At 67.4% G+C, this 25,255-nt stretch carries 21 protein-coding genes and 1 pseudogene; 3 read left to right on the top strand and 19 right to left on the bottom strand.

Annotation, left to right across the window (positions count from 1 at the left end):
* Positions 1–148 precede the first annotated feature (148 nt).
* Entirely contained in the window at positions 149–1,108 is a 960-nt protein-coding gene (locus Q9R39_RS11945) for a hypothetical protein (RefSeq protein ID WP_396275667.1), read from the top strand.
* Positions 1,109–1,120: 12 nt separating this feature from the next.
* On the opposite strand, the gene Q9R39_RS11940 is transcribed toward Q9R39_RS11945, so the two are convergent.
* The 3 genes from Q9R39_RS11940 to Q9R39_RS11930 form a co-directional block, all read right to left on the bottom strand.
* Complete coding sequence (locus Q9R39_RS11940; RefSeq protein ID WP_311277545.1) at positions 1,121–1,846, bottom strand: GNAT family N-acetyltransferase; 726 nt, start codon at positions 1,844–1,846, stop codon at positions 1,121–1,123.
* A 22-nt stretch (positions 1,847–1,868) separates the two neighbouring features.
* A complete protein-coding gene (locus Q9R39_RS11935) occupies positions 1,869–2,285 on the bottom strand; it encodes a DUF3761 domain-containing protein (RefSeq protein ID WP_091344293.1) in 417 nt (138 codons plus the stop codon).
* Positions 2,286–2,402: 117 nt separating this feature from the next.
* Positions 2,403–2,921 (bottom strand): OsmC family protein, encoded by a 519-nt coding sequence (locus tag Q9R39_RS11930; RefSeq protein WP_058251005.1) that lies wholly within the window; start codon positions 2,919–2,921, stop codon positions 2,403–2,405.
* 293 nt (positions 2,922–3,214) lie between these two features.
* Between Q9R39_RS11930 and Q9R39_RS11925 the strand changes: the two genes are divergently transcribed.
* The gene (locus tag Q9R39_RS11925; RefSeq protein ID WP_058251006.1) at positions 3,215–3,874 is read left to right on the top strand and encodes a hypothetical protein; all 660 of its coding nucleotides are present in this window, start codon (positions 3,215–3,217) and stop codon (positions 3,872–3,874) included.
* 7 nt (positions 3,875–3,881) lie between these two features.
* Here the strand turns inward: Q9R39_RS11925 and Q9R39_RS11920 are convergent, their stop codons facing one another.
* On the bottom strand, positions 3,882–4,106 hold the full coding sequence (locus Q9R39_RS11920; RefSeq protein WP_058251007.1) for an amphi-Trp domain-containing protein: 225 nt from the start codon (positions 4,104–4,106) through the stop codon (positions 3,882–3,884).
* 133 nt (positions 4,107–4,239) lie between these two features.
* Here Q9R39_RS11920 and Q9R39_RS11915 point away from each other — a divergent pair, with 133 nt between their 5' ends.
* On the top strand, positions 4,240–5,841 hold the full coding sequence (locus tag Q9R39_RS11915; RefSeq protein WP_311277544.1) for an alkaline phosphatase D family protein: 1,602 nt from the start codon (positions 4,240–4,242) through the stop codon (positions 5,839–5,841).
* Between the two features lie 67 nt (positions 5,842–5,908).
* Here Q9R39_RS11915 and Q9R39_RS11910 read toward each other — a convergent pair whose 3' ends face one another.
* The 15 genes and pseudogenes from Q9R39_RS11910 to Q9R39_RS11840 form a co-directional block, all read right to left on the bottom strand.
* Positions 5,909–7,681: a penicillin-binding transpeptidase domain-containing protein gene (locus Q9R39_RS11910; protein WP_396275664.1), complete on the bottom strand. Its 1,773-nt coding sequence runs from the start codon at positions 7,679–7,681 to the stop codon at positions 5,909–5,911.
* Between the two features lie 99 nt (positions 7,682–7,780).
* Positions 7,781–8,707, bottom strand: coding sequence for a serine hydrolase (locus Q9R39_RS11905; protein WP_078111828.1), 927 nt, complete (start codon positions 8,705–8,707; stop codon positions 7,781–7,783).
* A pseudogene (locus tag Q9R39_RS11900) lies at positions 8,704–9,581 on the bottom strand (LysR family transcriptional regulator). The gene Q9R39_RS11905 and the pseudogene Q9R39_RS11900 overlap by 4 nt, the downstream one beginning before the upstream one ends.
* A 191-nt stretch (positions 9,582–9,772) precedes the next feature.
* Positions 9,773–11,545, bottom strand: coding sequence for an NADH-quinone oxidoreductase subunit NuoN (nuoN, locus tag Q9R39_RS11895; RefSeq protein ID WP_058251014.1), 1,773 nt, complete (start codon positions 11,543–11,545; stop codon positions 9,773–9,775).
* Entirely contained in the window at positions 11,545–13,149 is a 1,605-nt protein-coding gene (locus Q9R39_RS11890; RefSeq protein WP_311277542.1) for an NADH-quinone oxidoreductase subunit M, read from the bottom strand. Before Q9R39_RS11890 ends, nuoN begins: the two co-directional genes overlap by 1 nt.
* Positions 13,146–15,059, bottom strand: a complete 1,914-nt coding sequence (gene nuoL, locus Q9R39_RS11885; protein WP_311277541.1) for an NADH-quinone oxidoreductase subunit L — start codon at positions 15,057–15,059, stop codon at positions 13,146–13,148. The genes Q9R39_RS11890 and nuoL overlap by 4 nt, the downstream gene beginning before the upstream one ends.
* A 10-nt stretch (positions 15,060–15,069) precedes the next feature.
* Complete coding sequence (gene nuoK, locus Q9R39_RS11880) at positions 15,070–15,369, bottom strand: NADH-quinone oxidoreductase subunit NuoK (RefSeq protein WP_058251017.1); 300 nt, start codon at positions 15,367–15,369, stop codon at positions 15,070–15,072.
* Positions 15,366–16,154 carry an NADH-quinone oxidoreductase subunit J gene (locus Q9R39_RS11875; protein WP_311277540.1) on the bottom strand — a complete coding sequence of 263 codons (789 nt, stop codon included), beginning with the start codon at positions 16,152–16,154 and terminating at the stop codon, positions 15,366–15,368. Before Q9R39_RS11875 ends, nuoK begins: the two co-directional genes overlap by 4 nt.
* A complete protein-coding gene (gene nuoI, locus Q9R39_RS11870) occupies positions 16,151–16,714 on the bottom strand; it encodes an NADH-quinone oxidoreductase subunit NuoI (RefSeq protein WP_137810096.1) in 564 nt (187 codons plus the stop codon). The genes Q9R39_RS11875 and nuoI overlap by 4 nt, the downstream gene beginning before the upstream one ends.
* On the bottom strand, positions 16,707–17,987 hold the full coding sequence (gene nuoH / locus Q9R39_RS11865) for an NADH-quinone oxidoreductase subunit NuoH (RefSeq protein ID WP_068972607.1): 1,281 nt from the start codon (positions 17,985–17,987) through the stop codon (positions 16,707–16,709). Before nuoH ends, nuoI begins: the two co-directional genes overlap by 8 nt.
* Positions 17,984–20,401, bottom strand: coding sequence for an NADH-quinone oxidoreductase subunit G (locus Q9R39_RS11860; protein WP_065631170.1), 2,418 nt, complete (start codon positions 20,399–20,401; stop codon positions 17,984–17,986). Before Q9R39_RS11860 ends, nuoH begins: the two co-directional genes overlap by 4 nt.
* On the bottom strand, positions 20,398–22,683 hold the full coding sequence (nuoF, locus tag Q9R39_RS11855) for an NADH-quinone oxidoreductase subunit NuoF (RefSeq protein ID WP_311277539.1): 2,286 nt from the start codon (positions 22,681–22,683) through the stop codon (positions 20,398–20,400). Before nuoF ends, Q9R39_RS11860 begins: the two co-directional genes overlap by 4 nt.
* Positions 22,680–23,993, bottom strand: coding sequence for an NADH dehydrogenase (quinone) subunit D (gene nuoD, locus Q9R39_RS11850; protein WP_065631169.1), 1,314 nt, complete (start codon positions 23,991–23,993; stop codon positions 22,680–22,682). Before nuoD ends, nuoF begins: the two co-directional genes overlap by 4 nt.
* A complete protein-coding gene (locus tag Q9R39_RS11845; RefSeq protein ID WP_078111820.1) occupies positions 23,993–24,700 on the bottom strand; it encodes an NADH-quinone oxidoreductase subunit C in 708 nt (235 codons plus the stop codon). Before Q9R39_RS11845 ends, nuoD begins: the two co-directional genes overlap by 1 nt.
* The gene (locus Q9R39_RS11840) at positions 24,697–25,251 is read right to left on the bottom strand and encodes an NADH-quinone oxidoreductase subunit B family protein (protein ID WP_004021558.1); all 555 of its coding nucleotides are present in this window, start codon (positions 25,249–25,251) and stop codon (positions 24,697–24,699) included. Before Q9R39_RS11840 ends, Q9R39_RS11845 begins: the two co-directional genes overlap by 4 nt.
* Positions 25,252–25,255: the final 4 nt, after the last annotated feature.

Raw genomic sequence — 25,255 nt, 5'->3', positions numbered from 1 at the left:
ATCTCGACCCATGAACGTCGGTCGGAGTCCATCACCCGAGTGTGAGTCCATTGGTCCGGACCACAGTGATGAAGGACTCCGTTGCGCCTCGCTGAGCTGCGCAGGAACCGACCTCAGTCGTCGTGAACCGTGGTCTACTGGACAGATGATGTACGTCGTGATCGCCGTTTTCGTGGTGGTGATCGCGGCCGCGCTGGTGGTGCTCCTCGGAATGCTGATCGGGGCGTTCTCGGCGATGTTCACCGGCATGCGCGACGACCTCCGGCATCGAAGGTCAGCGGCGCGGTCGACGACGAAAGCGTCGTCGACCGCCGGTTCCGGTACGTCCTCGTCTGCTCCGCTGGCCGACCTCGCCGACACGATCCGACTTGCGCAGGCCAGACGCTGGGCGTCGTGCCAGGCCATCCGGCAGCAGTTGGGTGATGATGCCGGTGCGGCCGTCGACAGCGATGCCGAGGGTGCCGACTTCGTCGCCTCGGCCGCCGACATCTGGCATGGCCGGGCGACCGGAGACGTAGAAGGCGGCGGAACCGGGGTCTCGGCGCTGTCCCGTCGTCGTAGTCGCGACAGGGGCGAACTGGAGCGTTTCTCGTCTGATCCCGTCGGCCAGATCGCGTGGACGACCGCCGCGGTGGCGGACCGCATCAGTGGATTCCCCGCGTGGCAGCTCGACTTCTTCGACCGTCACGCCGTTCGCGTCGACCTCGAGGGGGAGGTCACCGCCATCTCGACCATTGCCGTCGGCCTACGCGACCAACTCGCACTCCTGGGTGCCGCGCCGGCCGGTCATCTGGCCACTGACCCGCAGGTGGTGTCCACGTTCGTCGAGAAGTCGCTCCTGCTGTCCGGCCGACTCGACGAGCTGGTGCGGCGCCTCGAGGCGTTCGCGGGGTACGAGTCGATCGTCGCGCGCATCCAACAGCGCCAGGAGAAGCAGGCGTGGCTCGACCGCGTCAGTGGAATCGACGACTTCGAGCATGCCGTCGCCACCGAATGGGACCGGGCCGAGGGTGATCGGGTGCGGCACCTGGCCGACGAGTCGGACGTGTTGGCATCGATCTATCTCGACGAGATCGCGCCCTTGGCGAAGTCGTTGACGCGGGACTGACTGAGTCCGAGTTCAGCCAGGCGCCCGCAAGATCTGGAACAGGACCTCACGGCGAACGACGAACCCCAGTTGCTCGTACAGCCGGATCGCGCCGACGTTGCGGGCGTCGGCGTGGAGGATCGGAACATCACCGCGACGTCGGATGCGGTGCGCGAGGTCGAGTACGAGCCGGGACGCGAGTCCGTGTCCGCGGTGGTCGGGATCGGTGCAGACGGCGCTGATCTCGGTGTAGCCCGGAAGTCTCAGCCGTTCACCACCCATTGCGATGAGGCGGCCGTTGCGTCGAATTCCGAGGTAGGTGCCCATCTCGATCGTGCGGGGGCGGAAGGGCCCTGGGCGAGTGCGTTCGACCAGGTCGGTTATCTCCGGCACATCTGCGGCGGTCAACGGCGCGGCCTCATCGTCAGGCCGGGTGTCGACGCCGGCGTCGATCATCTGCACACCGGGCAGGTCCATCGTCGTATCCCATTCCGCGGGCGGACGATTCGTGACCACCGGCAAGAACAGGGAACCACCCGGGCCGATGAGTTCGGCAGCGTTCGACCAATCTCCAGTGGTCGGGGAGTCGGGGAGAGCTGCCATGGGGCAGACATCGGGGTGATACCGGAGAGCCGCACCGTGGCGCTGAGCGAAGTGGGCATGTGGCCCGGTGAGGGCCGCGAGAGCCGGGTTGTCGAGTAGCGCGTGACCGGTCATCTCGTGTTCGGCTGGTCGTTCGTCGGTGATGCGGTCGGTCACGGGGCGACCATACGACAGAAGGTCAACTACTCCCGAACAGCAGGGCGCCCAGCAGTGCCGCACCGATCACGGAACTGCCGATCACCGCGCTCCCGACTCCCAGCTCGGAGCTGCCGCTCTCATCGCTGCCTGCCCCGGCTGTTCCGGAGTCGTCTGCGATTCCCCCGTGCCGGGAACACGCACCCTGTCGGTTCTTCGCGTGGCTGTACGTTCCGTCCTTGCAACGAATCCCCGTGGGTGAGTTGTCCGGCCCTGGGACGCAGTTGCCGTCCGAATTCTCGTACCACCCGGATCCGCAGCTGTAGTCGACCTCGTGGATGGCTGGGTCCGCCCCTGCCGGTGCGTCCCCGATGGCCGCGCCGGTCAGCAATGAACCAATCGTCAGCGCCAGCACGGTGGCGAGTCCAGCAAGAAGTCGACGCTCGGTCATCGTTGGCATTCGGTGATCCTTGATGACTTCAACGACTGTTTGGCAATCTCCGACGCTTCTGGCACAGATCTTCGGTTGTTGGCGGGGCGTGTGCTTTGCTTACGACTGCTGTGTCGTCGGTCGGCGTCAGTTCAACACGATCTCCACCGGCACCGCGTTCGCGAGGGTGTGCCCGACCGGTGAGCTGGCCTGGACCTTGGCGTGCAGCTCATCGAGCCTCTCGCGCGGGGCGTCGGAATCGATGGTGACTCTCGCGGTGATCGATCCGAATCCGGCATGTCCCTCCGCCAGTCCGAGGAAGACGTGCAGGTCGACGTCGCCCTTCAGATCGATTCGCAGGTCCTTCAGTTCGATGCCCGCCACTGTGGCGTTCGCGGCGTAACCGACGGCCAGGCAATTACCCAACGCACCGAGGAGCTGTTCGACCGGGTTGGGTGCCGTGTCGCCGCCGCCGAGTGCGGCGGGCTCGTCGGACGGGACCGGCGAGAAGTCGCGTATCCGTGCCGCCGACGCGAACGAACCGTTCCACTGGACATGCGCGGCCCATGTCGTCTGGGCCTTGCCGGCGTCGTCCTGAATCGCTTCGACCAGTTGGCCGACGGCGGCGATGTCCACGTCGTTGAGGCGGGTGGCGGTCTCGGTCATGGTGCTCCTTCGACGGTCCTGTTGCCGACGAAGGTAGCGAGGAGCATCGAGAACGACGACGTTCTGCATCATGGTGAGCGGAACACTTGGATGTTGCGGCGCGGAGGAGCACCCTGCGCGATCGCGTGGTCCGGTTGAACGGTCAGCGTCGTCGCCCTCGACCGCCCGAGCACCGAACGAACACCCCTCCGTTGGTGGCGCGGGTGAGCCGGACGAGCTAGATTGTTCAGCATGCTGAACAAATCCGGGGTTCCGACCGCGCTCCGATGCCGGCCGCAGTCTGAGGGGCGAGGGTGACACCCGCGGAACAGGTCACGGTCCCCCTGGCGCTGTTCGACTTCGTACCGGTCGCGTTCGGCGCGCTCGGTGCACTCCTGGTCGCGCGTCGAACCGACTGGCTACCTGCATATGTCGGCGCTGGTTTGATCTTTGCCGGAGGTTTCGCCAAAGCGTCGTGGAAGTTCCTGGCCGCCACGGACATCGCCGACATCCCGCGGCTCGCCGATTCGCTCTTCCCGCTGATGGGTTGCGGGTTTCCGCTCCTCGCCGCCGCTGCCTGGGGTCTTCGCAGACTCACGCCGGCCCTACTGCTCGCCGGTCTCTCGGTCGTCGGAGTGGCGGTCCCATCTATTGCCGGCTGGTTTCTGATCGCCGTGATCATCGGCGCGACAGCACTTTACGTGGCCCTCGCGCGCGACGCGTGGAGCGTTCGGGATGTGCGCACGGTGGCGTTGCTCGCGGTGTGCCTGGCGGGGACCTACACGCTCGGACCACTGGCCGGTCAGGAACAGACTCTCTCGCTGCAATGGATCGAGCAGTCGATCAACGCCGTCAGTCAAGCAGCCTTCGCTGTGGCCGCTTGGCGATTGATGCGCACCGAGCGGTCGGCCCTACAGACGCCGAACCCAGCCTCGTCATTGGCGTCCACCGATTCTGACGTACCCAGCCGATAAAAGCTGCCTACCAGGTGATCTCGATCTCGAGCTCGGATTCGTCTTCGCCCCGCTCGATCTCGATCTTCAGCTGCACCTTCGCCGGGATGTCGACGCGGACGGTCTTGTTGTTCTCCACGAAGGACACCTCGTTGTGACGCGCGATGGCGTCCGCGAGCTCGTGGATCCTCTTCGCCGCCTCTTCACGGGTCAGTTCGGTCTTGGTCTTGTGCTCGAACAGTTCGTCGCTCATCAGTCCATCTGAGCCGACCGGGCATATCCGGTCAAGCGGCGCGCGTGCCGGATGACACCGAGCTCGGAGACGGACACCTTCTCGTCACCCACATGTCACCAGCCATTGGAAGTGCTGCGCCACCCTGGCGCCCATGACCCGACCTCTTCGAGCAGACCGTCCCACGCCCCGACGCACGATTCTGCGGACTGCCGCCGCGGGCGCGCTCCTCGTCCCGGTCGGGTCCGCGCTGGCGGCCTGCGGGTCGTCGAATCCTGGTTCGGCAACGCCGAGTCTGGTCAGGAACCGGCCGGTCCTCACCCACGGGGTGGCCACCGGCGAGGTGACCAGCGGAGGGGCGCTGGTGTGGGCGCGGTCGGACCGGCCGGCGACCATGATCGTCGAGACCGCATCGAGCGAGTCCTTCGGTGCTGCACGGAAATTTCGCGGACCGCAGGTGACGCCCGCCGGCGACGGGACCGGCCGACTACGGGTGGCCGGCCTGGAGCCCGGCCAGACCGTGCACTATCGCGTCACCTTCGAAGGTGAGGACGGCGCGCTCTCCGAACCGGCGACCGGAATTTTCACGACAGCTCCGGTACGAGACGGCGACATCAGGTTCCAGTGGTCCGGCGACGTGGTCGGGCAGGGGTGGGGCATCAACCCCGATATGGGCGGGATGACCATCTTCGCCACCATGGCCGACCGTGATCCGCAGTTCTTCATCCACTCCGGTGACGCCATCTACGCCGACAACCCGGTCGAGGCGACTCAGGAACAGAACGACGGCAAGACCTATCGGAACATCACCAGTCCGGCGAAGGCGCAGGTGGCGCAGACCGTCGATCAGTTTCGTGGAAACTACGCGTACAACCTGACCGACGACCACTTCCGACGCTTCGTCGGATCAGTCCCGCAGCTGGTGCAGTGGGACGACCACGAGGTCGTCAACAACTGGTTCCCCGGGGAGAGTCTCGAGGGGCAGGGCCGCGAGGGATACACCGAGATGAGCGTCGACGTGTTGGCGCGCAACGGACGTCAGGCGTGGCAGGAATGGCAACCCGTCGAGATCGGTGCCACGGATCGTCTGTACCGCAAGGTGTCATACGGTCCGCTGCTCGACGTCTTCATCCTCGACATGCGCAGCCACAAGGACCCGAACCCCGATGCGTGGTCGAGGGACAACGTCGACGGCACGCTCGGTCCGGAGCAGACCCAGTGGCTCATCGACGGACTGCGGGGTTCGACGGCGACCTGGAAGATCGTCGCCAATGACCTGCCGCTGAGCATCGTCGTGGCGGACAAGAACACGACACCGCCGGACGGTCCGAAGGCAATGGAAGCGGTGGCCCAGGGTGATGCCGGCGATCCGCTTGGTCGTGAGATCGCGTTCTCTCGCTTCTTGTCTCAGACGAAGAACGTCCGGAACGTGGTGTTCCTGACCGCCGATGTCCACTACACCGCCGCGATCTCCTACGAGCCTGACCGCGCCGGCTTCAAGGATTTTGCGCCGTTCTGGGAGTTCGTCGCCGGACCGTTGCACGCCGGTGCGTTCCCGGAGAGCCCGTTGGACAGCACATTCGGTGCCGAGTACCAATTCGTCCATGCACCTACCGAGTCGAATGTGTCACCGGCGGAGGGGTTTCAACACTTCGGCGAGGTGACGATCGACGGCAGGACCAAAGTGTTGAGCGTGGATCTGGTCGACGCGTCGGGCAAGACCCTGTACCGAAAGGACCTCGAGCCGGCGTCGTGACGACCCGTTGACAGAGTGCGGGATTCGTCCCGGAATCCGGTACCTTTCCCGCACTTTGCGGAAGCGCTCACTCGCTCAGCGGCCGCAGGAACTCTCCGGTCACCTCGACAGCGGGTGCGGACGACCAGCCTCCGACGACGAGCGTCGCGAACGCGAGGTCCCCGACGATGCCGGCGAACCAGCCGTGCGGGTTCTTGTTGTCGCCGTACTCCGCCGTGCCGGTCTTTCCGCCGAGACCGGGGATGTCGCGGAGTGCGGTGGCCGTGCCGCGAGTGACCGTGTCGCGCATCATGCTTCGGAGTGCACGAGTGACGTCGCCCGGGATCTGTTGCGGTTCCACGTCTCCCGTCGTGTCCCTTCCGCGAACCAGGCCGGGGGTCACGGTCTCACCGCGCGCGAGGCTCGCCTCGGCCAGGGCGAGACCGAAGGGGCTGACGGTCACCGTACCCTGACCGATGCCGTTCTCGACCCGCAACGCTGGTGAATCGGCGCGGGGCACCGACCCGGTGACGGTCGTCAGGCCCGGAACGGTGTAGTCCGCGCCGATGCCGAACCGTCGTGCCATGGCGGTGAGCGCATCGTCGGGGAGCCTGTTCGCGAGGGCGCCCATCGTCGTGTTGCACGAGCGCGCGAAAGCTGTTGGAAGTGCCACGGTCCCGAGGTCGAAGTCGTCCTCGTTCGGGATCGTCCGACCTTCGATGGTGGTGCGGCCGGGACAGCGGACCTGTGACGTCGGTTGCACGGCTCCGGCGTCCAGTGCTGCTGCGGTCGTGATGGTCTTGAACGTCGAACCCGGAGGGTAGAGCCCGGACAGTGAGACCGATCCCGACCTGGCGGCGGCGTCGTTCTGCGCGACGGCGACGATGCCTCCGGTCGACGGTTCGATGGCCACGACCATGGCAGGGCGTCGTTCGCCGTCGACGGCGAGTTGCGCTCGGGTCTGGACATCGCGATCGAGGGTCGTGCGTACCGGTGGCGTGACACCGGGTTGCGCCGAGTCGACGAGATGAGTGGGTGTGCCGTCGGCGCCGACGATCTGGACGGACCACCCCGCCGTGGCGTCGATGTGCTCGCGCCAGATCTCCTCGAGTCCCGACATCGCCGGCGAATGCAGTGCTTTGGTGGCGCTGAGCAGCGCGCCTTGCTCGCTGAGCGCGACACCCGGAATCGACTCCACCGAGCGCCGGACGCGCCGGAGATCGGACTCGCGGAGCCGGATCACCGTGTGCTGCGGCGCATTGTTGCCTGCGAAGGCCGCGCGGATACCGGCGGCGGTCATACCGGGTTCGACGGGTCGGAGGGCGCGGGCGAGCATCTCCGCCGAATCGAGCTGCGCGCGTTGCAGAGTGACCAGGGTGACGGCCTGCCAGGTCATGAGCGGTCGATCGTTGGTGTCGAGGACCGGCGTTCGATAGGCGCGATCATCGCTGTACGAGAACGATTCTCCGGCACGGAGTTGCCTGTGCAGGACGGAGGGCTGCCACCGGATCTTCCAGTGGGAATCCGCCTCGGCGAGGACGACAGAGGTCTGATACCCGACGCTCCGATCGCGGATCTGCCAGCGATGGTCGAGTGTGCCACTGACCTCCTTGCCGTCGACCAGGTCGGCCGCGACCGAGAGCTTGGGCGTGCGGCCCATGCCGTCGAACATGGCGGTGATCGCCGCGCCTGCCGCGGCCGGATCATCGGTGAGGGCCGCGGCCCTGGTGGCATCGCCCTCCTGCAGCGCGGCCGCGAACGACCGTAGCGCGTCCTCAGGTGAGTCTGAGGGCAGGAAGCAACCCGACACCGTGCCCACGATCACCGCACATGCACTCACCAGTGCCCACCATCGACGCATGACCCGAGCCAACCCATCGGGACGAAGCGATGCCAAGTTTCGGCACGCGATCGGCCGATAGTGGTTCGCTATCGTCGCTGTTCCTGGGCGAGTTTCCGCTCAGTCGTCCGGTCTTCGGAGTTCGGTGACGATCACGCGGGCCACCTCTCCGATGGCGCGGTCGACCTCGGGTAGCGCCATCTCGGATCTCGCGCTCATCGTGAACACCGCGACCGCGATCGGCACTTCGCCGGGGAACTCGATGACGCCGATCTCGTTGCGAACGGCGACGAGCGTGCCCGTCTTTCCCGCGACGCTCACCCGTCGGAACGGAAACCCCGAAGCGAGGCGCGAGGTGAAGACCTGTTTCCTCATCGTCTGGCGAATGAACTCGCACGACGCCGCGGACGCTGCGCGATCGGTCCAGATTGCGTCGAGCAGCGTCGTGCAGTCGCGCGGTGTCGCGGCACTGGAGTAGGCGGCGTCGTAGGCGCTGACCGAGGCGTCGAAGTCGGGATCGGCCAGGGCGGCGAACGCCTCGGCAACGGTGCTCGTGCCGGTCTCCCGCTGCAGACGTGCGTGCGATTCGGCGACACCACCGACGATGCGGGTGTGCGTGAGGCCGAGGTCGACCAGGTCGTCGTGGATCTGCGGCAGTCCGATGTGGGCGAGTATGACGTCGGCGGCGACATTGTCCGAGACGGTCATCATCGACGTGGCCAGGTCACGCCAGGACACGGCCACCGGGTCCGAGAACAGTGCGAGCCCGGTCGGGCCCTGCGCCCACCGGGTGGGATCGATGGTGATCGACGCCGTGAGATCGATGTCGCCGCGATCTGCCATCCGGCACAGGGAGACCAGCACCGCGAGTTTGTACACCGACGCGAGGACGACCGGGGTGTCGGCGTCGTGGCAGTACTCGACCGGCGCCGGACCGATCGTCCGAACATGCACGCACCCCGAACAGCCGGCGTCGGCGAAGGTCTCGTGGACAGCGCGGTCGAGCTCGGTGCGGACCGACTCGGGCAGGGGCGCCGACGAGCTCACGTCGCTTTGCCGATCCGGTAGAGGGCGGCGGTGACGACCTCCGCCACCTCGCTGAGGCCGGGTTCGCGGTAGACGACGCGAAGGCGCAGCGCGGTGGCGTCCGGTCCGACGGACAGACAGCGGACCGCATCGACCGCGGCGAGGACACCGCGATCGACGGTCAGCGCGAAGGCGTGCCCGGCGGCGGCCGCGGCCAGCACTTGGTCGGCGGAGGTCACCGGATTCAGCTGCGGGTCGAGGCCGGACTCTCGGAGCCGGTCGATCAGCTGGTCGTGCGCAGGCGGGTTGAACGCCCGTGGCGTGTGGCAGAAGTGCAGCCCCGCGAGTTGACGCAGGCGCGGCCGGTCGGCATCTGCTGTCGGATGCGAAGCAGGCACCACGACCGAACGCTTGAGGACGACGATCGGGCCGCTGCTCAAAGAGCCGGTGACACAGGGCGCTTCGACGACCGCAAGGTCGAGTGACCCGGCCGACACCTGTTCGACGAGATCGACCGTCGAGGAGCTGACCGTGTCCTGTCCGGACGCGACCCCGGCGATGCGGCGTGCCAGCGTGGCCGTGATCGTCGGGCCGACCAGTGATGGGATACCCCAACGCAATACCTCGGTCCGCTCGTGGAGCCGACGGGCCTCGCCGACGAATCTCGAAGCGTCGTCGACGAGTAGACGTGCGCGCGGAAGCAGTTCGCGTCCGGCATCGGTGAGTTCGGCGCCGCGAGTGGTGCGTCGGATGACTGGAGTCCCAGCTGCTTCTCCAGGCGACGCAGACCCTGCGACACCGGCGGTTGTGTCATCTCCAAGCGCGCAGCGGCCTCGCCGAAGTGGCCCTCCTCGGCCACGGCGACGAAGAACCGTAGGTGCCTGATCAGATCCACGGGTTCCAAGATGGCATGGTTGCACCCGGGCAGGCCTCAGCTGAGAAGTGACCACACACAGCGCCTGACGCGGGGGCAGTCTGCGTCGCATACCGGACCCAAATGCCCCAACTCGACACGTGACCGTGCACGATCCTGCACAACTCCGCAGTGGTCGACGTTTCGTTGACGGATCCGTTCCTGATCATCTGTCAGCGCAAGAACACCGCTGCCGAGTCTGCGAGGTCGAGCAGCGGTTGCGGAAAGATACCGAGGGCCACGGTCACGAGGGTGCACAGGGCGATGCCGGTCGTCGTCAGCACGCTGGGTTTCACCACGTGCGGGGCGCCGGCGGTGGGAACGTCGTCGAAGAACATGGCGACGATGATGCGGACGTAGACGTAGGCGGCGATGGCGCTGCTGATGACGCCGATGACCACCAGGACGCCGCCGCCGGAACCGGCGGCTGCGGCGAAGACGTCGAACTTGGCGATGAAGCCACTGGTCAGCGGGATGCCCGCGAAGGAGAGCAGGTACACCGAGAACATGGCGCCCACCAGCGGGTAACGGCGCCCCAACCCCGACCACTGGGTGAGGTCGGTGGCCTCGCGGCCGGACAGGTGTGGGTTTCGCGGCAGCGGTGCGGTGCCGTGGATGGCGACTGCGCGGGCAGAGGGACCGGCGTCGGTGTCGGGCTCACGGATGACGGCGACGGTGGCGAAGGCGCCGAGAGTGGTGAACGCGTAGGCGGCGAGGTAGAACAGCGTGGCGCCGAGTCCGGCTTCGTCGAAGGCGATCAGGCCGAGCAGGATGAACCCGGCGTGCGCGATGGACGAGTACGCGAGCATCCGCTTGACGTCGTTCTGGGTCACCGCCATGACCGAGGCGATGACCATCGACGCGATGGCCACCGCCCACAACGCGGGTTCCCACTGCTCCCTCAGGCCCGGGAAGCCGACGTAGAAGACCCGGAGCAGCGCGCCGAAAGCGGCGACCTTGGTGGCGGCGGCCATGAATGCGGTGACCGGCGTCGGAGCGCCCTGATAGACATCCGGAATCCACGAATGAAACGGCACCGCACCCACTTTGAAGAGCAGGCCGACGGCGAGCAGCGCCAGCCCGATGAGTGCCAGTGTCGTGTCACCGCCGCTGTCGGCGGTCGCCGAGATCGACGCACCGATCGTCGAGAGGTTCAGCGAACCCGTGGCGCCGTAGACGAAGGCCGCTCCGAACAGGAAGAATGCGGACGAGAACGCGCCCAGCAGAAAGTACTTCAGGGAGGCTTCCTGCGAGATGAGGCGCCGACGCCGGGCCAGTCCGCACAGCAGATACAGCGGGAGCGAGAACACCTCCAGCGCGATGAACATCGTGAGCAGGTCCCCACACGCCGGGAACAGCATCATCCCGCCCACCGCGAGCAGGGCCAGGGGAAAGACCTCGGTCGTCACCGCTCCGGCGCGGGTGGCCTCGAACTCGGCATCGGTGTTGGGTACCGAGGCGCCCGAGGGGGTGAACATGTCGGCGTCCACACCGCCACCGGCCGGGCCGCCACGCGTGATCGCGTCGTCCCCGCCGCCGACCCCGGCGAGCCTTCGCATCGTCACCGGTGCGACCACTCGCTCGAGTCGGCGCTCGGCCATGAACCCGACGGCGATGACCGCGATGATCAGCAGCAGCCCTTGTAGATACAGCGCCGGTCGGTCGATCACGACCGCACCCGACATCGCGAACTCGCCGTTCGCGCCATCGTGTGTCTGCGCGACCGCCACCGCGATCAGGGCACCCAATCCGACGACCAACCCGCCGAGCGCGAGCGAGAGTTGCAGGGGATACCGCAGACGACGCGGCGCGAACGCCTCGACCAGGACCCCGACGACCCCCACGCCGAAGACGATGAGCATCGGTGCGAGAGATGCGTATTCGACGCTGGGGGTGTCGATGGCGGCCAGCGTCATCGGACCGTCGACGAGGGTGGTCGATGTCATCAGTTGCCCTCCGGATCAGACTCGGCGACGGCCGGTTCCGGCGCCTCGACGCCGACAGTGGTGAGGGTTGCCTGTACCGCCGGATCTATCAGGTCGATCATCGGCTTCGGATACACCCCCAGCGCGATGAGCAGAGCCAGCAGCGGAGCGACGACCACGAGTTCGCGACCCGCCAGGTCCCGCATCGACGACAAGCGGTCGCCGGCCGGTTTCGTCGGCCCGCCCATCATGCGCTGATACGTCCACAGGATGTAGATCGCCGACAGGACGAGCGCCGAGCAGGCGATCACCGCGGCCACCGGGTAGCGGGTGAAGGTGCCGATGAGAATCAGGAACTCGCTGATGAACGGGGCCAGCCCCGGGAGCGAGAGGGTGGCGAGCCCGGCGACGAGAAAGGTGCCGGCGAGGACGGGCGCGACCTTCTGCACGCCGCCGTAGTCGGCGATCAGGGTGCTCCCACGACGTGATACGAGGAAGCCGGCGATGAGGAACAGTGCGGCGGTGGAGATCCCGTGGTTGACCATGTAGAGCGTCGACCCGGTCTGGCCCTGGTCGGTCATCGCGAAGATGCCGAGGATGATGAAGCCGAAGTGCGAGATGGAGGTGTAGGCGATGAGCCGCATCACGTCGGTCTGGCCGATTGCCAGGACCGCGCCGTAGACGATGCTGACGACCGCGAGTCCGCAGACGAGCGGCGCGAAGTACTGGGATGCGTCCGGGAACAGCTGCATGCAGAATCGCAGCATCGCGAAGGTCCCGACCTTGTCGATCACGGCCATCATTAGCACCGCCGAGGCGGGCGTGGCGGCGACGGCGGCGTCGGGCAACCACGAATGCAACGGCCACAGCGGTGCTTTCACCGCGAAGGCGAACAGGAAGCCGAGGAACAGGAGTTTGGCCAACCCGGTCGAGTCATCGATCTGTCCGCTCGCGACAGCTGCGGCGATGTCCGGCAGCGCGAACGTCCCGCCACCGTCTGGGCCCACCCCGTCCTGGGCGGTCACCACGTACAGTCCGATGACCGCGGCCAACAGAAGGAGTCCGCCGAAGAGGTTGTACAACAGGAACTTCACCGCGGCTGCCGATCGGTTGGGTCCGGTGCCGAACCCGCCGATCAGGAAGTACATCGGGATGAGCATCGCCTCGAAGAAGATGTAGAACAGCAGCACGTCGAGCGCGACGAAGCTCATCAGCACCATCGCCTCGGTGGCGAGGAACAGCGCCAGGTAGATGTGCGGGCCCTTCTGCGCGCGGCCACCCGAATTGTCCAGCGAGCCCGCCGACTCGGCATCGCGCCAGCCGGCCACGAGCAGCAGGGGCAGGAGCGCCGCGGTCAGCAGCACCAGGACGAGTCCGATGCCGTCGAGCCCCAGCGCATACCGCGTACCCAGCGCCGGTATCCAGCTGACGTCTTCGACGAACTGGTAGCGCTCCCCACCGGGATCGAAACCGGCCGCGAGACCGATCGAGAGGACGAGGACAGCCACGGACACCACGAGCGCGAACCATCTCGCCGCGGTCGCCCGGTGCGCCGGGACCGCGAGGACAAGGGCCGCGCCGACGGCGGGCGCGACCCAGAGGATGGTCAACCAGGGGATGCTCACAGGACGTTCACCGCCATCACCAGGGCCACGATCACGGTGGTACCCGCGAACATCGACAAGGCATACGACCGGACATAACCGTTCTGCCACGCGCGTATCCGACGCGACGCGCCGGTCACCGCATCACCGACACCACTGGTGAGCGCGTCGACGCCGTCGGACTCGACCGCGACGAGGCCGGCGGTGACCCGCTGACCCGGCCGCATCAGCAGCTCCTCGTTGACGGCGTCGCCGTACAGATCGCGGCGAGCGGCGACGGTGAGCACGGATACGTCCTCGGGCGCGGTCACCGGCACCGGTCGAGTCGCGTACTGACGGTAGGCGACAGCCACGCCGACGGCGACCACGAGCAGGATGATCGCCGTCATGGCCCACACCGGGACGAGATGGTGCTCGGTGTGTTCTCCGACAACGGGTTCGAGCCACGTCTCCAGCGATCCGCCGATGGCCAGAAGGCCGCCCGATGCAACGGAGCCGAGCGCGATCAGGATCATCGGGCCGGTCATGACACGCGGCGACTCGTGCGGGTGAGGTGCCGGCGCGTGCGTGCCGTCGTGCCAACGCTTCTCGCCGAAGAAGGTGAGCAACATGACCCGGGTCATGTAGAACGCGGTGATCCCGGCGCCGAGAAGTGCTGCGCCACCGAGGATCAGACCTTTCGCTCCACCGGCGCCGAACGCGGCCTCGATGATGTGGTCCTTCGAGTAGAAGCCCGCGAACGGCGGCACACCGATGATCGCGAGATACCCGACACCGAAGGTGACGAACGTGATCGGCATGAGGGTGCGCAATCCGCCGTAGCGGCGCATGTCGGTCTCGTCGTTCATCCCGTGCATCACCGATCCCGCACCGAGGAACAGCCCCGCCTTGAAGAAGCCGTGGGTGAGCAGGTGCATGATGGCGAACGCGTAACCCGCCGGACCGAGCCCGGCGGCCAGGACCATGTACCCGATCTGGCTCATCGTCGACGCGGCGAGCGCCTTCTTGATGTCGTCCTTCGCGCAACCGATGACGGCGCCGAACAGCAGGGTGACCGCGCCGACGACCACGACCCCGACCTGGGCGGCGGGGGCGAGGTCGAAGATCGGGCCCGAGCGCACGATGAGGTAGACGCCTGCGGTCACCATGGTCGCGGCGTGGATCAGCGCCGACACCGGCGTCGGGCCCTCCATCGCGTCGCCCAGCCACGACTGCAGCGGCACCTGCGCCGACTTGCCGCATGAGGCGAGAAGAAGCACGAAACCCAGTGCGGTGAGTGTCGTCTCGCCCGCCTGGGAGGCACCGTCGAACACCGCGGTGAAGGCCACTGAGCCAAAGGTGGCGAACATGATCATCAGGGCGACAGCGAGTCCGATGTCGCCGACCCGGTTGACGACGAATGCCTTCTTGGCCGCGGTGGCCGCCGACGGCTTGTGCTGCCAGAAACCGATCAGCAGGTACGACGCGAGTCCGACGCCTTCCCAGCCGAGGTAGAGACCCAGGTAGTTGTCGGCCAGGACCAGGACGAGCATGGCCGCGAGAAACAGGTTGAGGTAGGCGAAGAATCGGCGACGATCCGGATCGTGCTGCATGTAGCCGATCGAATAGACGTGGATGAGCGAGCCGACGCCGGTGATCAGCAGGACGAAGCACATCGACAGCTGGTCGAGGAGAAACCCGAAGTCGACCTGGAGCTCGCCCACCGGTACCCAACTGAACAGGACGTCCGACACGACGCGGTCGTCGGCAGATCGGGACACCATGCCGATGAACATGATCAGCGCCACCGCGAACGACGCGATCGCGAGGCCCGTCCCGAGCAAATGCCCCCACCGGTCCGTGGCGCGACCACCGAGAAGGAGGATCGCCGCACCCAGAAGCGGCAGAGCCGGTATCAGCCAGAGCAATGACGCAGTGAGTTCGGCGTTCACCAATCCTCCTCTACCTCTTCAGCAGATCCGCGTCGTCGACCGACGCCGAGCGGCGTGATCGGAAGATGGTCATGATGATCGCCAGCCCGACCACCACTTCCGCCGCGGCGACGACCATGGTGAAGAACGCGATGACCTGGCCGTCGAACGACTGGTTCATCCGGGCGAAGGTGACGAAGGCGAGGTTGGCCGCATTGAGCATGAGCTCGACGCACATGAACACGACGATCGCGTTGCGTCGCAGCAGTACTCCGGCCGCGCCGATGGTGAACAGCAGCGCTGCGAGGTAGAGGTAGTTCTCCGGGTTCACCGGTCGGTCCCCGGGTCGTCGGCCGGGCGGGTGCGGAGTGTCCGCGCGGCCAGGATGGCGTTGACCGACAGGTCCGACGGCGACCCGTCGGGCAGACGGGCCGGCACGTCGACCGCGTTGTGTCGCGCGTAGACCCCGGGTGTCGGCAGCGGGGTCAGGTTGACCCCACTGCGGAACCGCGCCTGCGACAGTTTTTTCTGGGTGAGTCGTGGGCCGAAACGCTCCCGGTGCGCGAGCACCATGGCGCCGAGCGTGGCGGCGATGAGGAGGGCTCCGGTGAGCTCGAACGCCCACAGGTAGCGGACGAAGATCAGCTCGGCGATGGCCTCCACACCGGCGTCGCTCTGCGCGGCCACCACGTCGGGGTTGGTGGCACCGGTGACGACACCGACGGTGGCGCTGCCGATCCCGGCGATCAACAGGATCCCGAAGCCGACACCGAGCAACACCGCGGACAGTCGCTGGCCGCGCAGGGTCTCCCGCAGTGAGTCCGACGAGTCGACGCCGATCAGCATGATGACGAACAGGAACAGCATCATCACCGCACCGGTGTACACGACCACCTGCACCACGCCCAGGAACAGCGCCCCCTGCGCGACGTAGAAGACGGCCAGCACGATCATCGTGGTGGCCAGGAAGATCGCCGAGTAGACGGCCTTGGTGGCGAAGACGACACCCAGCGCACCGGCAACCGCGACGGCCCCGAGAACCCAGAACTGGATCGCCTCACCGGTGGAGGTTCGCACCACCTCGTCGGCGAGCCACAGGGTGCCACCGGAAGTCATGACCGCGGCTCGCGTCTGGTCGGGACAGTCGGATCGGGCAGGGCGACCCGCCCGTCGGACGTCACCTCGCCCCGGTAGTAGTTCTCCTCGGTGGAGCCCGGCGCCATCGCGTGCGGCGGCGCGTCGACGCCGGGCTGCAGCGGGGCCAGCAGACGGTCCTTCTCGTAGATGAGGTCGGCGCGATTGTCATCGGCGAGTTCGTAGTCGTTGGTCATCGTGAGCGCGCGCGTGGGGCACGCCTCGATGCAGAGCCCGCAACCGATGCACCGCAGATAGTTGATCTGGTAGACGCGCCCGTACCGTTCGCCGGGCGAGTAGCGCTCGTCGGGTGTGTTGTCGGCGCCCTCCACATAGATGGCGTCAGCCGGGCACGCCCACGCGCACAGCTCGCACCCGATGCACTTCTCGAGACCGTCGGGGTGCCGATTCAGTTGATGGCGACCGTGATAGCGCGCTGCGGTCGGCCGTTTCTGCTCGGGGTACTGCTCCGTGATTGTGGGTTGGAACATGCCGCCGAAGGTGACGCGCAATCCGCTCACCGGTTTCAGGAAGTCAGGCATCGGTGGTCTCCCTCACGGTGCTGGGCATCGGCGGCACGGGGAATCCGCCGGCCATCGGGTCGAACTCGTCGGGTGCGGCGGACGGGTCTGCGGAGTCCTGCGTCGGGTCCGGGATGTCGGGGACCCGCATCAACCGCCACACCGCGTAGGCGATGAGCCCGGTGACGACGAGTCCGGCGCCGGCGGAGACCAGCGCGCGGGTGAGGTCGGCGTCCTCGCCGGCGAAGGCGGCGCGGATGATCGCGACGACCATCACCCAGGTGAGAGAGATGGGGATCAGGACCTTCCAACCCAGATTCATGAACTGGTCGTACCGCAAGCGCGGCAGACTGGTTCGCAGCCAGATGAACACGAACAGGAACGCCCACACCTTGAGCGTGAACCAGAGAACGGGCCACCAACCGGAATTCGCCCAGTCGAACGTGCTCAGCGGCCACGGCGCCTGCCAACCGCCGAGGAACAGAGTGGTGGCGAGCGCGGAGACGGTGACCATGTTGATGTACTCGGCGAGCATGAACATGGCGAACTTCAACGACGAGTACTCGGTGTGAAACCCGCCGACCAGCTCACCCTCGGCCTCGGGCAGATCGAAAGGCGCCCGGTTGGTCTCGCCGACCATCGAGATGGCGTAGATGACGAACGAGGGCAACAGCAGCAACACGTACCAGTGGTGTTCCTGGGCGGCAACGATTCCCGACGTCGACATGGTCGCGGCGTCGAGGAACACCGCGGCGAAGGTGAGTCCCATCGCAATCTCGTACGAGATGACCTGTGCCGTCGAGCGGAGTCCGCCGAGCAGCGGATAGGTCGAGCCCGACGACCAGCCGGCCAGCACGATCCCGTAGACACCCACCGACGTGACCGCCAGGACATACAGCACCCCGACGGGGAGATCGGTGAGCTGCAACGGAGTCTGGTGACCGAAGACCGACACCATCGGCCCGAACGGGATGACCGCGAAGGCCATCACCGCCGGGACGACCGCGATGATCGGTGCCAGCAGATAGATCACCTTGTCGACGCCGGTGGGGATGATCCCCTCCTTGAGTGCGAGTTTCACGCCGTCGGCAAGGCTCTGCAAGATTCCCTTGGGGCCGACCCGATTCGGCCCGAGGCGGGTCTGCATGCGTGCCATGATCTTTCGCTCGAGCAGGATGGCGATGAGCGGATTGAGCACAAGGAACACGAACACGGCCAGCGCCTTGGCGACGACGAGCCAGATCGGGTCCTGGCCGAAGTCGTCGAGGGTCGGGAAGTCGGTGGCGAGGTTCACGCGGCACCCCCTGCGGCGTCGGTGGCGTCGACCGGGGCCGGCGCGAGGGCCACGAGGTCACCCTCCTGCGCGCGAAGCGTGGCGTGGACGTGCGAGCCGGGAGAGAACAGCGGGAGCCAGACGACCCGATCCGGCATGTCGGTGATCTCCACCGGCAGAACGATGGCGCCGTCGGCGGTGCTGACGCGCAGGAGGTCGCCCGACCCGACACCGGCTTCGGCGGCGGTCGACGGCGCGAGCCGGGCCACCGGCGGGCGGGCGGTGCCGGCGAGGTGCGGTTCCCCGTCTTGCATCCGGCCGTCGTCGAGCAGCGTGTGCCACCCCGCCAGCACCGCCTGGCCGGCAGCCGGGTCGGGCTGGGGCCTGTCAGCGGCGTCGATGGGGGCCCGCCGGCCGGACCATGCGCCGATGCGTCGCAGGTCGATGTGGATGGTCGGGACGTCGGCGCACCGCAGGTCGACACCCATCTGCCGGGCGATCGCGTCAAGGATGCGGTGGTCGGACAGGTGGCCCGAGTCCGTCAGGGCGGTGGTGAAGCTCCGCGGGCGGCCCTCCCAGTCGACGAACGTGCCCTCCTTCTCCGCGACGGCAGCCACCGGGAAGACCACGTTCGCGCAGCGTGTGGCGGCGCTGCGGCGTTGCTCGAGGCTGACGACGAACGGTGCGGCGGTCAGCGCCTCGGTCGCCGCGACGGGGTCGGGGAGGTCGTCGACGTCGACGCCGCCGATCACCAGCGAGAGCCCGTGATAGCGCGCGGCGTCGATGATCCCGGCGGTGTCGCGTCCGGGCCGCGGGGCGAGATCGGTGCCCCAGATCTCCGACACCGCCGTACGGGCGTCCTCGTCGTCGAGTGGCCGGCCGCCGGGTAGCAGGCCCGGCAAGGCGCCCGCTTCGAGCGCGCCTCGTTCGCCGGCGCGGCGCGGAATCCAGGCCAGCCGGGCGCCGGTGCGGTCGGCCAGTGCCGCGACTGCGGCCAACGCGCCGGGCCGGGTGGCCAGCCGTTCACCGACGAGGATGACCGAGCCGGCGGGCCGCAGGTGCGCGGTCACCTCCTCCGATTGCAGCACCTGTGCCTCGCTGCCGGGAACGGACCGGAAGACCGCGGCGTCGAGTTTGGTGGCGCCGCGGCTCGCGAACGGGGCGACCGTCGCGACGCGCTGCCCGGCGGTGCGTACTGCCCGCCGGAGACGGAGGAAGACGATCGGGGACTCTTCCTCGGGTTCGAAACCGGCGAGCAGCACCGCGGGTGCGGCGGACAGGTCGTCGTAGGTGGTCGCGAGTCCGTGACCGGCGATACGCGCGGCGAGGAAGGCGGCCTCCTCGGTGCTGTGGCTTCGGGCGCGGAAGTCGATGTCGTTGGTGTGCAACACGGTTCGCGCGAAGCGGGAGTACGCGTAGGCGTCCTCCACGGTCAACCGGCCACCCGTGAGTACACCGACGTTGCCCGGTGAACGGGTCAATCCCTCGGCCGCCGCGCGCACGGCGTCGGCCCACGACACCTCACGGAGATCGCCGTGCCGGTCCCGGACGAGCGGGGCGGTGATCCGGTCGGGCGACGACGTGTAGGCGAACGCCCATCGCCCCTTGTCGCAGTTCCACTCCGAGTTGACCTCGGGATCGTCACCGGCCAGCCGGCGCAGCACCTTTCCACGGCGGTGATCGGTGCGCTGGGCGCATCCACTCGCACAGTGTTCGCACACGCTCGGCGTCGACACCAGGTCGAACGGCCGGGCGCGGAACCGGTACTGCGCCCCCGTCAGCGCACCGACGGGGCAGATCTGCACGGTGTTGCCGGAGAAGTAGGAGTCGAACGGTTCGTCGGCGTAGATGCTGACCTGTTGTAGCGCACCGCGATCCGCGAGCTCGATGAGCGGATCACCCGCGACCTGTGTGGAGAACCGGGTGCAGCGGGCACACAACACACATCGCTCCCGGTCGAGCAGGACCTCCGACGACAACGGGACCGGCTTGGTGAAGGTCCGCTTGACGCCGTCGAACCGCGACTCGGAACGGCCGGCCGACATCGCCTGGTTCTGCAGCGGGCACTCACCGCCCTTGTCGCATACCGGGCAGTCCAGCGGGTGGTTGATCAGGAGGAGTTCCATCACCCCGCGTTGCGCTCCCGCCGCGATCTCCGAGCTGAGCTGCGTCCGCACCACCATCCCCTCGGTGGCCACCGTCGTGCATGATGCGAGCGGTTTGCGCTGCCCCTCGACCTCGACGAGACACTGCCGGCAGGCACCGACCGGTTCGAGGAGCGGATGGTCGCAGAAGCGCGGGATCATGATGCCGATCTGTTCGGCCGCGCGGATCACCAACGTGCCCTTGGGTACCCGGACGGCGCGACCGTCGATGGTGATGCCGACCAGGTTGTCGGTCGCGGCCGCCGGGTCGCTCCCGTGGGTGAGTGTCATCGGACGCCTCCTGCCCAGACGGTCGAGCGTGAATGGTCGAACGGGCACCCGTGGTCGAGGTGGGCGAGGTACTCGTCGCGGAAGTACTTCAGCGACGACACGATCGGGCTGCCCGCTCCGTCCCCGAGCGCGCAGAACGACTTCCCGACGATGCTGTTGGTGACATCGGCGAGGGTGTCGAGGTCCGCGGCGGTTCCGCCCTCGTGCTCCAGCCGGTGCAGCAGTTGCACCAGCCAGTACGTGCCCTCGCGGCACGGGGTGCATTTACCGCAGGACTCGTGTTCGTAGAACTCCGTCCACCGCAGGACCGCGCCGACGACGCAGGTCGTCTCGTCGAAGATCTGCAGGGCCTTGGTGCCCAGCATCGAACCGGCCGCGCCGACGCCCTCGTAGTCGAGCGGGACGTCGAGGTGCTCCGGCGTCAGCAGTGGTGTCGACGACCCGCCCGGTGTCCAGAACTTCAGCTCGTGCCCGGCGCGCACCCCGCCCGCCCGGTCGAGTAGTTGCCGTAACGAAACCCCGAGTGGTGCTTCGTATTGTCCGGGACGCGTCACGTGCCCCGACAGCGAGTAGAGGGTGAACCCGGGTGACTTCTCGGTGCCCATGGACCGGAACCAGTCGACGCCGTTGCGGATGATCGCCGGGACGCTCGCGATCGACTCCACGTTGTTCACGACCGTCGGACTCGCGTACAGGCCGGCGACCGCCGGGAAGGGCGGGCGCAGACGGGGTTGTCCCCGGCGGCCCTCGAGCGAATCGAGCAGGGCGGTTTCCTCGCCGCAGATGTAGGCGCCCGCGCCGGCGTGGACGATCAGTTCGAGATCGAAGCCGGATCCCAGGATGTCCGTGCCGAGATAGCCTGCGGCGTACGCCTCGTCGACGGCGGTGCGCAGTCGACGGAGAACCGAGGCGACTTCACCGCGCACGTAGATGAACGCGTGGTGCGCGCGGATGGCATACGCCGCGATGATCACGCCTTCGACGAGGGTGTGCGGCGACGCGAGCATCAGCGGCATGTCCTTGCACGTGCCCGGCTCGGATTCGTCGGCGTTGACCACGAGATAGTGCGGGACAGACGGGTCGGTCTGCGTGGAATCCTGCTGGGGAATGAACGACCACTTCATCCCGACCGGGAAGCCCGCGCCGCCTCGGCCACGGAGACCGGAGGCCTTGACCGTCTCGATGATGTCGTCGGGGGGAGTGGTCAGTGCGGTCGACAACGCTCGATAACCGTTGTGGCGCAGATAGTTGTCCAGGGTCCAGGATTGCGGTTCGTCCCAGTGGCGGGAGAGGACCGGGGTCTCGGGGGGTTCGGGTTCGGGGTCGGGTTGTGGTGGTTGCGAGGTGGCTTCGACTCGGCTCCTCGCTTCGCTCGGGGCCGGCTCAACCAGCGGAGAGGGTGGTTGCGAGGTGGCTTCGACTCGGCGCCTCGCTTCGCTCGGGGCCGGCTCAACCAGCGGAGAGGGTGGTTGCGAGGTGGCTTCGACTCGGCGCCTCGCTTCGCTCGGGGCCGGCTCAACCATCGGGGAGGGTGCCGGCTCAACCAGCGGAGGGGAGGGCTCAGCCAGCGGCGGGGTGGGCTGAACCAGCGGAGAAGGTGCCGGCTCGGTCGGCGGAGTCGGGGGCCCGGCGAGGTCGCGTTCGGTCTCGCGGAACGATCGCACGGGGCCGGTACCGCGAGCCGGGGTGACCTCGACACCGGCGCGAAGGTCCTCGATGAGCTCGATGGTCGACTCTGGGGTCTGGTCGTCGAAGAACTCCCAGTTGACCATCACCACCGGCGCGAAGTCGCAGGCCGCATTGCATTCGACGTGTTCGACGGTGATGCGGTGGTCGGCCGTCGTGTCCCCGGGTTCCACGCCCAGGTGCTCGCAGACCGAACGGAGGATCTCGTCGCCGCCGAGGGTCGCGCAGAGGGTGTTCGTGCAGACCCCGACGAGGTACTCGCCGGTGGGTGTGCGCCGGTACATGGAGTAGAAGGTGGCGACCGAGGCCACCTGTGCGGGTGTCAGATCCAGTTGTGCGGCACAGAATTCGACACCGGCACGTGTGAGACGGCCGTCGTGGGATTGCACCAGGTGCAGCAGCGGTAGCAGCGCCGACCGTGACTGTGGATAGCGGGCGATGATCGGAAGTGCCTCTGCCGTCAGCTGTTCGATGACCTCGTCGGGATACCCGGCCGGGCCGTCGAAGGTGATCGGCGGGACCGGGGTGCCGTGTGCCGGCGCCGATCCTTCCGGCGGGGGTGCGGTGCTCAGGTCCACGAACACGGGATCGGTCATCGGTCCACGCCTCCCATCACGGGGTCGATGCTGGCCACCGCCGTGATGACGTCGGCCACCATCCCGCCTTCGCACATCGCCGCGACCGCCTGCAGATTCGTGAACGACGGGTCGCGGAAGTGGACGCGGTACGGCCGGGTGCCGCCGTCGCTGACCATGTGCACGCCGAGCTCGCCGCGCGGTGATTCGACGGCGACGTAGCACTGGCCGGCCGGGACGCGCATCCCCTCGGTGACGAGTTTGAAGTGGTGGATGAGGGCTTCCATGGAGGTGCCCATGATCCGGGCGATGTGCTCGGGCGAGTTGCCCAGTCCGTCCGGTCCGAGGGCGAGGTCGGCCGGCCAGGCGAGCTTGCGGTCGGCGACCATCACCGGCCCCGGCCGGAGCCGTTCCAGACACTGCTCCACGATGCGGATCGACTCGCGCATCTCGCGCACGCGGATCAGGTAGCGGCCGTAGGAGTCGCACGTGTCCTCGGTGATGACGTCGAACTCGTAGTTCTCGTAGCCGCAGTACGGCTCGGCGCGGCGCAGGTCGTGGGGGTAACCGGTGGACCGCAGCACCGGACCGGTGATCCCGAGTGCCATGCAACCGGTCAGGTCGAGATAACCGACGCCCTGGGTCCGCGCCTTCCAGATGTAGTTGTCGTTCAGCAGGTCTCCGAGTTCGTCCAGGCGGCCGGGGAGCTGTCGGATCACCTCGGCGACCCGGTCGATGCCATCCTCCGGCAGGTCCTGCGCGACACCTCCGGGACGGATGTAGGCGTGGTTCATCCGCAGGCCGGTGATGAGTTCGAAGAGGTCGAGAATCATCTCCCGCTCGCGGAAGCCGAGGAACATCGCCGTCACGGCACCGAGTTCCATTCCGCCGGTGGCCAGCGCGACGAGATGGCTGGAGATGCGGTTGAGCTCCATCAGCATCACCCGGATGACGGTGGCGCGTTCCGGGATGTCGTCGGTGATGCCGAGGAGCTTCTCCACGCCGAGGCAGTAGGCGGTCTCGTTGAAGAACGGTGACAAGTAGTCCATCCGGGTGACGAACGTGACGCCCTGCGTCCAGTTGCGGTACTCGAGGTTTTTCTCGATCCCGGTGTGTAGGTAACCGATTCCGCAGCGGGCCTCGGTGACGGTCTCGCCTTCGATCTCGAGGATCAGGCGCAGGACGCCGTGCGTCGACGGGTGTTGCGGACCCATGTTGACGACGATGCGTTCGTCTCCCGGTTGCTGCTCGGCACGGGTGCGGACGTCGGACACGATCGAGTCCCAGTCCTGTCCGGACACGGTGTAGGTGTGGGTGTGGGTGTCGGTCATCAGTTGTACGACCTCCTCCGGTCCGGCGGGTCGACGCGGGTTCCCTTGTATTCCACCGGGACTCCGCCGAGTGGGTAGTCCTTGCGCTGGGGGTGGCCCTCCCAGTCGTCGGGCATCTCGATCCGGGTCAGTGAGCGATGGCCGTCGAAGACGATGCCGAAGAAGTCGTAGGTCTCGCGTTCGTGCCAGTCGTTGGTGGGGTAGATGTCGCAGATGCTCGGGATGTGCGGGTCGGCGTCGGGCGCCGCGACCTCGAGGCGGACGCGACGCCCGTGGGTCAGGGAGGCGAGCGGATAGACGGCATGGAGTTCGCGGCCCGGGTCGCCGGGATAGTGGACCCCGCTCACGCCGAGGCAGAGTTCGAATCGCAACGCGGGCGCGTTGCGCAGAGTCAGTGCGACGGCGGGAAGGTGCTGTCGTACAACGTGGATGGTCATCTCGCCCCGGAAGATCACGACCTTCTCGATCGCGTCGTCGTAGCCGTCACCCATCTCGTCGAGCAAGCGGTCGGCGATCTCGTCGAAATACCCGCCGTAGGGTCGGGACGTACTGGGCGGCAGCGTGACCGGCCGGACCAGGCCGCCGTACCCCGACGTGTCGCCGGTTCCGGGCGGTCCGAACAGGCCGTGCCGGACGCCGATCTGCTCCGCGTCATGCGGAGGGGGTGCCGGGTTCTCGGGGTCCTGATGGCCTGCGGGCGTGGTCATCGGAGCAACCCCTTCAGCTCGATCGTCGGGGTGGCCTGGAGGGCGGCACGTTCGGCCGCCCAGATGGCCTCCTCGCGATTGACACCGAGCGGCATCTCCTGGATCTTCTCGTGCAGCTTCAGGATGGCGTGCAGCAACATTTCCGGGCGTGGCGGACAGCCCGGCAGGTAGATGTCGACAGGGACCACATGATCGACGCCCTGGACGATCGCGTAGTTGTTGAACATCCCGCCCGACGACGCGCAGACCCCCATGGCGAGAACCCATTTGGGTTCCGGCATCTGGTCGTAGATCTGACGGAGGACGGGGGCCATCTTCTGGCTGACGCGGCCGGCGACGATCATGAGATCGGCCTGTCGCGGCGAAGCCCGGAACGCCTCCATGCCGAACCGGGCGAGGTCGTACCGTCCCGAGGTGGTGGCCATCATCTCGATGGCGCAGCAGGCCAGCCCGAAAGTCGCCGGCCAGAGCGAGCCCTTGCGCATGAACCCGGCCAGATCCTCGACGGTACTCAGCAGGAATCCGCTGGGGAGTCGTTCCTCGAGTCCCATGGGT

This window comes from Gordonia sp. AC31 (genome assembly GCF_031844505.1).
In the GTDB taxonomy this organism is placed as follows: domain Bacteria; phylum Actinomycetota; class Actinomycetes; order Mycobacteriales; family Mycobacteriaceae; genus Gordonia; species Gordonia hongkongensis.
This window is presented reverse-complemented; position numbering and strand designations above follow the sequence as displayed.